The following is a 10324-nucleotide window of genomic DNA, read 5'->3' as shown; positions in this document are numbered from 1 at the left end:
GTGGGGCCGCGCAGCAAGGAGTGTGCAGTAACGCCCGGGACGGGCGATACCCCTCCGGGTCAGTCACGGCGGATCGACTCGGGGCCGGCGCGCCGGCCCGCCAGGGAAGCGTGCCGGCGACGAGGCCACGAACTCGGGGTGGCGGACGCCGGGACGGCACCTTGGGGCAGTGCGCCGGGCGGGACCGGCAGGGCGGCGCCGGACAGCCGAGAAGACGGACGGCCGCCGACCCCGCCGGTACCGCGCCGTCGGCGGCGTACCACTTGAGGCCGGGCCGTCAGGACCGGACGACCTGGTCGAGCCGCCAGAACCCGCCGGGACCGAGGGAGTCTCCGAGCAGGGCCGCCATGACGGTCGCGGCGGCGTCGACCCGTTCCGGGCGCGCGGGAGGGGACGCACCGCCGTTGATCGTGTCCCCCGAAGGCCGAGGGCCCCGGACCGTCTGACCGGGGCCCTGGGTCGTGCGAAGCGCGGAGCAGGAACAGCCCCTGCGCAGCCGGTCATTGACGCTTCGATCCGGGCGGTGCCCCGTACCGCTACGCCCCCGCCCGGGAAGCCTCCCGTGTCTCCGGGGCCTCCAGGGACTGGGCCGTGCGGGCCGCTGTCGTGCGGGCCCAGGGGCCTGTGGTGACGAGGCCCACCAGGAGGACGAGGAGGCCGCAGGCCGCGACGATCCACCAGGCGGGGCGGGCCGCGGTGACGAAGGCCGTGCGGTAGGAGGCCGTGCCGACGCCGGAGGCGAGGACCGCGCCCACCACGGCGACGCCGAGGGCCTGGCCGAGCTGGCGGCTGGTGGAGGCGACGGCGGCGGCGACGCCCGCCTGGGCGCGCGGCATGCCGGAGACCGCCGTGTTGGTGATCGGGGCGTTCACGAAGCCGAAGCCGAGACCGAACAGGACGTAGCCGAGGACGAGCGTGGCGTTCGTGGTCTCCGCCTCGAACGCGGCGAACAGCACCCCGCACACCGTCATCGACACGCCGGCCACCAGCAGCGGCAGACGGGGCCCCCGGTTGCCGACCACACGTCCCGCCAGCGGTGCGCACACGAAGCACAGCGCGGCCATCGGGAGCATCCACAGGCCCGCGTGCAGTGCGTCGAGACCGCGCACGTTCTGCAGGTACAGCGTCGACAGGAACAGGAACCCGCCGAGCGCCGCGAAGGCGCTGACCGCTATCACCGTCGCCCCGCTGAACGGCGCCGAGCGGAAGAACCGCAGGTCGATCAATGGCTCGGTGCGGCGGGGCTCGTAGCGGAGGAGGGAGATCAGGGCCGCCAGGGCCAGGCCCCCGAAGGCCAGGACCTCGGCGGTCGGCGCGGTCGGCGCCTCGATGATCGCGTAGGTCAGCGCGCCGAAGAGCACGATGACCAGCACCTGCCCGACCGGGTCGGCACGGCGCGGCTTCGCGGCCCGGGACTCGGGGACGAAGCGCAGCGTCAGCAGAAGGGCCGCCAGCCCCACCGGCAGGTTGACCCAGAAGATCGACCGCCAGCCGACCGTCTCCACGAGCAGGCCGCCGATCAGCGGTCCGGCCGCCATGGAGACGCCGACCACGGCGCCCCAGACCCCGATCGCCCGCGCCCGTTCGCGCGGGTCCGTGAAGGTGTTGGTGATGATCGACATGGCCACCGGGTTGAGCATCGACCCGCCCACGGCCTGGACCATGCGGAAGGCGATCAGCGCGTTCAGGCCGGGGGCGAGGGAACAGAGGGCCGAGCCGATCGTGAACACGACCAGGCCCGCCATGAAGACGCGCTTGCGGCCGATGCGGTCCGCCGTCGAGCCCGCCAGCATCAGCAGGGAGGCGAGGACGAGGGTGTAGGCGTCGATCGTCCACTGCAGACCCGACGTGCTCGCGTGCAGGTCGCGCTGGAGCGCGGGCAGTGCCACGTTGAGCACGGTGTTGTCGAGGCTCACGATCAGCAGACTCATGCAGCAGATCGCGAGGACCAGCAGACGTCGGCGAGGGGACGGCTCGGGCATGCGGCCCAGCGTACGCCGACTTCAATAGTGCGTCTAACTAATGACCGTGGCATCCTTCGGGATACGCGACAATGGGTGGATGCCCACGACCGTCCCGCCCGTGCAGATCGGCCCGCACACCGTCCGGCCGCCCGTCGTCCTGGCCCCCATGGCCGGGATCACCAACGCCCCCTTCCGCACCCTGTGCAGGGAGTTCTCCGGCGGCAAAGGGCTGTTCGTCAGCGAGATGATCACCACCCGGGCCCTGGTCGAGCGCAACGAGAAGACCATGCAGCTCATCCACTTCGACGCCGGTGAGCGGCCCCGCTCCATCCAGCTGTACGGCGTCGACCCGGCCACCGTCGGCAAGGCCGTCCGCATGATCGCGGAGGAGGACCTCGCCGACCACATCGACCTGAACTTCGGCTGCCCGGTCCCCAAGGTGACCCGCAAGGGCGGCGGCTCCGCGCTGCCGTACAAGCGGAACCTGCTGCGCGCGATCCTGCGCGAGGCCGTCAGCGGGGCCGGCGACCTGCCGGTCACGATGAAGATGCGCAAGGGCATCGACGACGACCACATCACCTACCTCGACGCCGGCCGGATCGCCGTCGAGGAGGGCGTCACCGCCATCGCCCTGCACGGCCGCACCGCCGCCCAGCACTACGGCGGCACCGCCGACTGGGACGCCATCGCCCGCCTGAAGGAGCACGTCCCGGAGATCCCCGTCCTCGGCAACGGCGATATCTGGTCGGCCGAGGACGCCCGGCGCATGGTGCGCGAGACCGGCTGCGACGGCGTCGTCGTCGGGCGCGGCTGCCTGGGCCGGCCGTGGCTCTTCGCCGACCTGGTCGCCGCCTTCGAGGGGCGCCCCGACGACATCGCCCGCCCGTCGCTGCGCGAGGTCGCCGACGTCATGGTCCGGCACGCCACCCTGCTCGGCGAGTGGATCGGCGACGAGACCCGCGGTGTCATCGACTTCCGCAAGCACGTCGCCTGGTACCTCAAGGGCTTCGCCGTCGGCTCCGAGATGCGCAAGCGGCTCGCCATCACGTCCTCGCTCGCGGAACTGCGCGCGGGACTGGACGAGCTGGACCTCGACCAGCCCTGGCCCACCGGCGCCGACGGCCCTCGCGGCCGTACCTCCGGCAACAACCGGGTCGTCCTGCCGGACGGCTGGCTGAAGGACCCGTACGACTGCGCGGGCGTCGGCGAGGACGCCGAGCTCGACACCTCCGGGGGCTGATCAGCCCTTCGACGGGTGCGGGGTCGAGCCGAACGCCGTCAGGAACCGGTCCCGGAAGGCGTCCATACGCCACACCGGGGCGTCCTTGGCGGGCTTCAGGCCCTCCGTCCAGCGCCAGCCGGCGATCTTGTCCAGCACCTTCGGGTCCTTCGCCACCACCGAGATCGGCACATCACGGCTGGCCCGCTCGCCGCTGACGCGGGCGATCGGCTGATGGTCGCCGAGGAAGACGAGCACGGTGTCCTCGGTGCCGTAGCGCTCCAGCCACTGCGTGAGGCTGGTGACCGAGTACTGGATCGACCGGCCGTACTCCTTCCGGGACTCGGCGGAGTCGGTGATGATGTCCGACGGCCTGCGCCCCGCCTTCTCGATCGGCCCGAACACCGAGCCGTCGCCGACGTCGTCCCAGTCGACCGTCTTCGGGATCGGCGCCCAGGGCTGGTGGCTGGAGGTCAGGATGACGAACGACATCAGCGGCCGGTCGTGCGGGCGGCCGTGCACCTGGCGCTGGAACGCCTCCAGGGCGTACTGGTCGGGCATCGTCGACCAGCTGAACTTCGGCCCCCGGTACCCGAGATCGAAGGCGTCGTACACCCGGTCCAGGCCGTACCACTCCGACTCCGGCCAGCCCTTCTGCACGCCCGGCATCACCCCGACGGTGTCCCAGGCGCCGCTCTTCTGGAAGGCGCGGGTCAGCGTGAGGTGGTCGCCCGCGGTGACGGTGCGGTAGCGCCGCTGATTGTCGATCCACAGGCCCGACATGGTCGTGGAGTGCCCGAGCCAGCTGCTCCCGCCGTACGTCGCCGACGTCAGCCACCCGCTGCGCGCGTGATAGCCGGCCGCCGCCAGCGCCTCCGTGCTCGTGTCGAGGGTGCGGCCCACACCGGGCGCCGTCACCGGGTCCTCCAGCGCGCTGCGGCCGTAGCTCTCGATGAACGTGAAGATCACGTCCTTGCCCCGCAGATCGGGCAGCAGTTGGCCGGGCGGCGTGTTCCCGAAGGTGTCCGCCTTCGCGGTCTCGGCGAACGCGGCCTCGTCCCGCAGCGACTCCACCGTCCGCACCGCGTGCGCCTTGAGGACGCCGGCCGCGCGGTCGGAGGCCACCGGCAGACCCGCGATCTGCAGCCCGAGCGCGGCGCAGACGACCCAGACCGCCCCGGCGGCGAGCGCGCCCCGCCCGGCCTTGACCCGGTGCCGGGCCAGCAGGTGCGCCAGCCGGACCGTCGCCGCGGCCATCACGGCGATCAGCAGCAGGGCCAGTACGGCGAGGCCGACCGCGGCACCGGTCGCCATGGCACCGCCCAGCGTGTCGGCGACGTACGACTTGGCGTCGGGCAGCAGGTCCCAGTCCAGCGCGGCGTTGAAGCCGCGGCCCAGGTATTCGTTGAACCCCATGTCGAGCAGGTTCAGCAGGGTCACCACGGCGAGCCCCACCCCGTACAGCACCGCCGCCACCAGCCGGGGCCGCCGGGGCAGCACGACCATCACGGCCGCGCCGAGGATCGCCTCCGCCGGTATCCGGGTGAACCGGTCCGGCCGCAGCCCGGAGAACGTGTTCGGCAGGAGCAGCGCGCCGATCACGAGGAGCGCGGCGAGCGCCGTGACCGACAGGCTCAGGACCCGGGCGGCCGCGGGATACCGGGTGCGCCAGGCACGGAGGCGGGCGAGACGGGACCCGGAGGCGGACGGGCTCTCCTCGGCCGCCCCCACGGCCCCGGAGCCGTCCCCGCTCTCGTCCCCGCTCTCGTCGCCGGCCGGAGCCGGAGCCGGAGCCGGCGCCGCGCCGGTGGAGTCGTCGTCGGGGCGGCGCCGGCTGAGGCGTGTGAAGACAGGCACCCGGAGGTCCTTCCGTACGAAACCCGGTGGGGTGACGTACCCGGCGTGGGGGCCCGGGTCCGCCGTCGTTCCGTACGGGCCGGTGACCGGGTGCGTTCACGCGGCCGGGCCGGGACCCGGCAAACAGCGCGCAAACACTCGGCCAACTCCCCCCTCAGGCGCCGCCGACCGCGGTGAGCAGGGCCAGCGGGGCCGCCGCCGACCGGGATTCCCGGACGCACGCGTGCGGGTACGGCACCGGGCCCGCCGGATGCGTCTCGCGGCCGTAGCCCGCGATCACCTCCGGCAGCCGGTGCCCGGTCGCCATCGCCGCGTCGACGAGGCCGTGCGCGACCGCGCGGGCCTCGTCGTGGAGCCCGTAGCGGGCCAGGCCCAGGGCGATCAGCGCGTTGTCGTGCGGCCAGACCGAGCCCCGGTGGTAGGAGAGGGGATGGTAGGCCGCCTGGCCCGAGGCCAGCGTGCGCACGCCCCAGCCCGAGAAGAAGTCCGGCTCCAGCAGCCGACGGCCCACCGCCTCGCCGTACTCCTTGTCCAGCAGCCCCGACCACAGCAGATGCCCGGCGTCCGAAGCCAGCGCGTCGAGCCGGTTGCCGTCGCCGTCCAGGGCCAGCGCGGGGAAGTCGTGCTCCCGCATCCAGAAGTCCTGCTGGAAGCGGTCGCGCAGATCACCGGCCGCCTGCTCCAGCAGCGCCGCGTACGTCTCGTCGGCCCAGACCGTGCGCGCCAGACCCGCCGTGCGGCGCAGGGCGTCGTACGCGTAGCCCTGGGCGCCCGCGGCCATCACCGGGCCGCCGGGACGGGTGCCGTCGGCGGAACAGATGGCGCCGGGGGAGTCCTTCCAGTTCTGGTTGGCGAGGCCGCCGCGGTCGGCGCGGTACACCAGGTAGCCGCGCGAGGTCAGCCCGCCGTGGTCCAGCATCCAGCCGATCGCCGCGCGGGCGTGCTGCTCCAGCCGCCGGGCCGGCGCGGTGTCCCCGGTCTGCTCCACGTACGCGCCGAGGACGACCAGGAAGAGGGGCGTGGCGTCGACCGATCCGTAGTAGCGGGCGTACGGCACCTGCCCGAAGTGGGCCAGCTCGCCGTGCCGCACCTCGTGCACGATCTTGCCGGGCTGGGCGACGGACTCGGCGTCGGTCGCCGTCGCCTGGGTCGCGGCCAGGGCGGACAGCACGGCGGCGGCCGGCCGCGGGTGGTACGGCAGCGCGAACAGCGAGGTGAGCAGGGCGTCCCGGCCCAGCAAGGTCAGGAACCAGGGGGCACCGGCCGCCGGCACCCGCAGGTCCTCCCCGTCGACGCCGGTCGCCGGGACCTGGAGCGCGGCCAGGTCCGCCAGCCCCCGGGCACAGGCGGCGGCCAGCTCGGGCCAGCCGGTGGGGAAGGCCACCCCCTCCACGAACTCGCCCTCCTGCGCCAGCAGCTGATCGGCGAGCGCGCCGGGAGAGCGGGGCACCCGTAAAGCCCGCGCGTCACCGTGCGGACGGGCCATCACCCGCAGGGTCAGCTCGGTCGTGCCGTGCGGCTCCAGGTCCAGGGACCACACCAGACGGCGGGCCCCGGTCCCGGTCTCCTCGACGGCGTCCGGCTCCGGGTCGGCCGTCACGGTCGTCGTCGACCGCCAGGTGCCGCGCCGGTAGCCGAACTCCACGCCGTGGTCCAGCACGTGACGGGACCGGGTGGCGCCGGACTTCACGTACGTGCGGTGGTCGGAGCGCAGTTCGAACTGGTCGGCGAAGTCCGCGTCGGCGGTGACCGCCAGGCGGATCGTCGTCGGGACGGGACGGTTGCTGGTCACGCGCAGGCACTCCACGAGCGAGCCGTCCCCGACGGCCTGTTCCCGGAAGAGGGTGTAGGCGGGCGGCTCGGACCGCCCGCCGCGCGGGACCAGGACACAGCGCGCGGTGTCCCCCTCGGCGACCGGGGTCAGTGCCTCGGGCACCGCCCCGTCCACGGTGAGCTGCCAGCGGCTGAGGTGCCGGGCGTCGCGGACGAACAGCCCGTCCGGGGAGCCGATGCCCCGTACCCCGCTGATGTCCCCGCCGTCGCCGACGACCGCGAACGTCCCCCCGTACACGAGCAGATGATGCCGGTCCGTCATCGCCGGTCCCCTCCCTTGACTCCCTTGGTTTCCTTGACTTCCTCGAACCCCCCGACGGCGGCGGACGCGTCGGCACCGCCGGCCCGGTCGTGCAGCAGGTCGAGGGTGAGCGCGGCCGTCCAGCCGAAGCCGGTGGCCCCGCAGGCCGCGCCGGTGTACGGATCGACGTACTCCGCGAAGTCCGAGGCGGCGGCGAGGTCCAGCAGGGCCGTGCGCAGGGCGCCGGCCCGCTCGTGCTCGCCGTGGACGCGCAGGCCCCGCTCCAGCAGCCAGCCGGTGTTGAACCAGGCCGGGCCGCGCCAGTAGCGGTGCGGGTCGAAGGCCTCGCCGAGAAGGTCGTAGGACGGGGCGAGGCGGGTGGAGGTCCCGAGGCCGAAGTGCGGGCCGTGGGCCGTGCGCACCAGCCGGGCGGCGATGTCGCGGGGCAGCGTGGGCAGCAGCAGGGGGATCAGCCCGGACACACAGCGCTCGGGGATCAGGCCGCCGCCGCGCACGTCGCGGCAGAGGAACATCCCCCGCGCCGGGTCCCAGGTGCGCGCGATCAGCGCCGCCGTGAGCCGCTCGGCGCGCGCCCACCGGGCCGTGCCGGTCGCCCCGAGCTCCCGCGCGATCCGGGCGAGCGCCTGCTCGGAGGCGATCAGCAGGGCGTTGAACGCCGGGTCCTCGACGGCGAACTCCCCGGCGCCGTCGGCGTATCCCCCGTCCCGGTAGTCGGCGGCCAGCCGCACGTACCGCCCGTAGTCCAGGTCCGTCGGACGGTCCTCCGGCGAGCCGTGGTCGAGGTCGGCGCGGCGGAACGTACGGGCCGGGGCCGGGGTGACCCGGGAGAGCGGGGCGTCCCAGGCCGGACTGTTGTCCATGCCCTGCTCCCACGGGTGCACGACGGACGCCAGACCGCCGCCGCCCAGGTCGCGGCGGTGCAGCAGATAGCGGTGCCAGGCGGCCAGCCGGGGGTACATCCGGGTGAGGAAGCCGCGCGCCCGGGACAGTCCGGGGTCGGCGCAGTGCACCAGCCAGGCCGCCAGGGCGTGCACCGGTGGTTGCACGATGCCGGAGGTCTGTACGGTGCGCGGGGCGCCCGTCGCGCGGCCCGCGGTGGAGGAGCGCCAGAAGTCGGGGCTCGGGAAGTACGCGTCGAGCGGGACGGAGGGGTTGAAGACGATGTGCGGGATCCGCCCGTCCCCCCACTGGGCGCCGAGCAGCGTCTCCAGCTCGGTCTGCGCCCGTAACGGCGAGACGTGCCGCAGACCGATCGCGATGAACGCCGAGTCCCAGGACCACTGGTGGGGATACAGGCTGCGGGCGGGCACCGTGGAGCCGCCGGTCCAGTTGTCCGCCAGCACACGGGCCGCCCTGACGTGCGGCGCGTCCGCGTCGGGCGGTGGATCGTATGCGATGTCAGCTGTCGTGCGACGGGCCGTGAGTTGGGCGGTGCGATCCACTCGGGACTCCCCGAAAGACGTCCGGCCGACCGTGTTCGGTCAGGGCCACCGTAGAGTTACGCCTATTTAACACGCAAAACTCAATATGTAATGCAAACTTGAGAAACACAAGGGGGTGTGCATGAGCGCACGGGGTCAGGTCAGCGCCGGGGAGCTGCTCCAGCTGGTGCGGAGCGGACGGGCCGTCACACGCGGTGCGCTCCAGCAGGCCACCGGGTTGTCCCGGGCCACCGTCGGACAGCGCCTCGACCGGCTGTTCCGGGCGGGCTGGCTGCGCGAGGGCGCCGGGGGAACGGTGGACTCCCCGCTCGGCGGGCGCCCTTCCATCACCCTGGAGTTCGACGACTCCCACGCCGTGGTGCTCGCCGCCGACCTGGAGACGCGGCACGCGCGCGCCGCCGTCCTGTCGCTGACCGGCGAGATCCTCGCCGAGCACAGCGGCACCGTGGCCGTCGAGGACGGGCCGGACGCGGTGCTGGGCGACCTCGGCCGGTGGTTCGGCGAACTGCTGGAGAAGGCCGGGCACCGCGCCGAGGAGGTCTGCGGCATCGGGCTCGCGGTCCCCGGGCCCGTCGACACCGCCTCCGGACGGGTGGCCCAGCCGCCGATCATGCCGGGCTGGGACGGCTACGACATACGAGGACGGCTGGCCCGGGCCTTCACCGAGGCCACGGGCGCCCCGCCGGTCCCGGTCCTGGTCGACAACGACGCCAACCTCATGGCGTACGGCGAACAGCGCTCCGGCTTCCCGGACTGCTCGGCGTTCGTGCTGGTCAAGGTCTCGACCGGCATCGGCGCCGGCGTCGTCGTGGACGGTTCGCTCTTCCGGGGCGTCGACGGGGGGGCCGGCGACATCGGGCACATCCGGGTCGGCGCCGAGGCGCGGTGCCGGTGCGGTTCGTACGGCTGTCTCGCCGCCGTCGCGAGCGGGGGCGCCGTGGCCCGGCGGCTGGCCGAGGACGGGGTGCCGGCCGCCTCCGGCTCGGACGTGCGGGACCTGCTCGCGGCCGGGCACCCGGCGGCGTCCGCGCTGGCCCGGGAGGCCGGGCGGCAGGTCGGGGACGTGCTGGCGACCGTGGTCACGCTGCTGAACCCCGGGGTGCTGATGATCGCCGGGGATCTGGCCGGGACGGCGTTCCTCACGGGGGTGCGGGAGCTGCTGTACCAGCGGGCGCTGCCGCGCTCCACCGCTCATCTGCACGTGGTGACCTCGCGGCTGGGGGAGCGGGCCGGTCTGGTGGGGGCCGGGGCGCTGGTCGTGGAGCATCTGTACGCGCCGGAGCGGGTGGAGGAACGGCTGGTGGCGCTGGGTGTGTGACCCCTGGTGGCGGTGGGTGTGCGACGTCCGTGTGTCGGCCGCGTGACACGTCCGCATGGTGAAATCCCCGTCTGTGTGGCAGCGTGATTCTCGCCACCCTTGATAAGGGTGTCGCTCAGATGAGCGGATCTTGAGCGGCTGCACTTCTCCAAGGGGTGGCACTGCGTGCCACCCCATGATCGTTCATCGATCGAACTCAGACGTGCGGTAAGTCAGCTCATCTGAGCGCGACGGTCCGCCTTCGGGCGGTAGTGCGTTCAAGAAGTGAAAACATTCGCCCGTCCTGGCTTGCCAAGCTTTGACTTTCGATCCACTGGCGGACGGGTGGTTACAGGCGCATGACGCGTCGGTGGACGTACCCAGAGGCCTTCGATCTGGGTATGTTCCTCGCCGTCAGGGCAGCCACCACGTCCTCGAGGGAGTCGAGCC

Annotated in this window: 6 protein-coding genes; 2 read left to right on the top strand and 4 right to left on the bottom strand. The window is 73.4% G+C overall.

Features of this window, described 5'->3' with window-relative positions; translation table 11 throughout:
• Nucleotides 1–536: 536 nt before the first annotated feature.
• On the bottom strand, nt 537–1982 hold the full coding sequence (locus ABZ899_RS12290; protein WP_361344600.1) for an MFS transporter: 1446 nt from the start codon (nt 1980–1982) through the stop codon (nt 537–539).
• 79 nt (nt 1983–2061) lie between these two features.
• On the opposite strand from ABZ899_RS12290, the gene dusB reads away from it, so the two are divergent.
• Nucleotides 2062–3204 (top strand): tRNA dihydrouridine synthase DusB, encoded by a 1143-nt coding sequence (dusB, locus tag ABZ899_RS12285; protein ID WP_361344598.1) that lies wholly within the window; start codon nt 2062–2064, stop codon nt 3202–3204.
• On the opposite strand, the gene ABZ899_RS12280 is transcribed toward dusB, so the two are convergent.
• The 3 genes from ABZ899_RS12280 to ABZ899_RS12270 all read right to left on the bottom strand — a co-directional run bounded on the left by ABZ899_RS12280 (nt 3205) and on the right by ABZ899_RS12270 (nt 8577).
• Nucleotides 3205–4914 (bottom strand): sulfatase-like hydrolase/transferase, encoded by a 1710-nt coding sequence (locus ABZ899_RS12280; RefSeq protein ID WP_361344637.1) that lies wholly within the window; start codon nt 4912–4914, stop codon nt 3205–3207.
• Nucleotides 4915–5194: 280 nt separating this feature from the next.
• The gene (locus tag ABZ899_RS12275) at nt 5195–7135 is read right to left on the bottom strand and encodes a glycogen debranching N-terminal domain-containing protein (protein ID WP_361344596.1); all 1941 of its coding nucleotides are present in this window, start codon (nt 7133–7135) and stop codon (nt 5195–5197) included.
• On the bottom strand, nt 7132–8577 hold the full coding sequence (locus ABZ899_RS12270) for a hypothetical protein (RefSeq protein ID WP_361344594.1): 1446 nt from the start codon (nt 8575–8577) through the stop codon (nt 7132–7134). Before ABZ899_RS12270 ends, ABZ899_RS12275 begins: the two co-directional genes overlap by 4 nt.
• A 121-nt stretch (nt 8578–8698) precedes the next feature.
• Between ABZ899_RS12270 and ABZ899_RS12265 the strand changes: the two genes are divergently transcribed.
• Nucleotides 8699–9895, top strand: a complete 1197-nt coding sequence (locus ABZ899_RS12265; RefSeq protein WP_361344592.1) for an ROK family protein — start codon at nt 8699–8701, stop codon at nt 9893–9895.
• Nucleotides 9896–10324 lie beyond the last annotated feature (429 nt).

The organism is Streptomyces sp. NPDC046859 (assembly GCF_040645135.1).
Lineage (GTDB): Bacteria > Actinomycetota > Actinomycetes > Streptomycetales > Streptomycetaceae > Streptomyces.
This window is presented reverse-complemented; position numbering and strand designations above follow the sequence as displayed.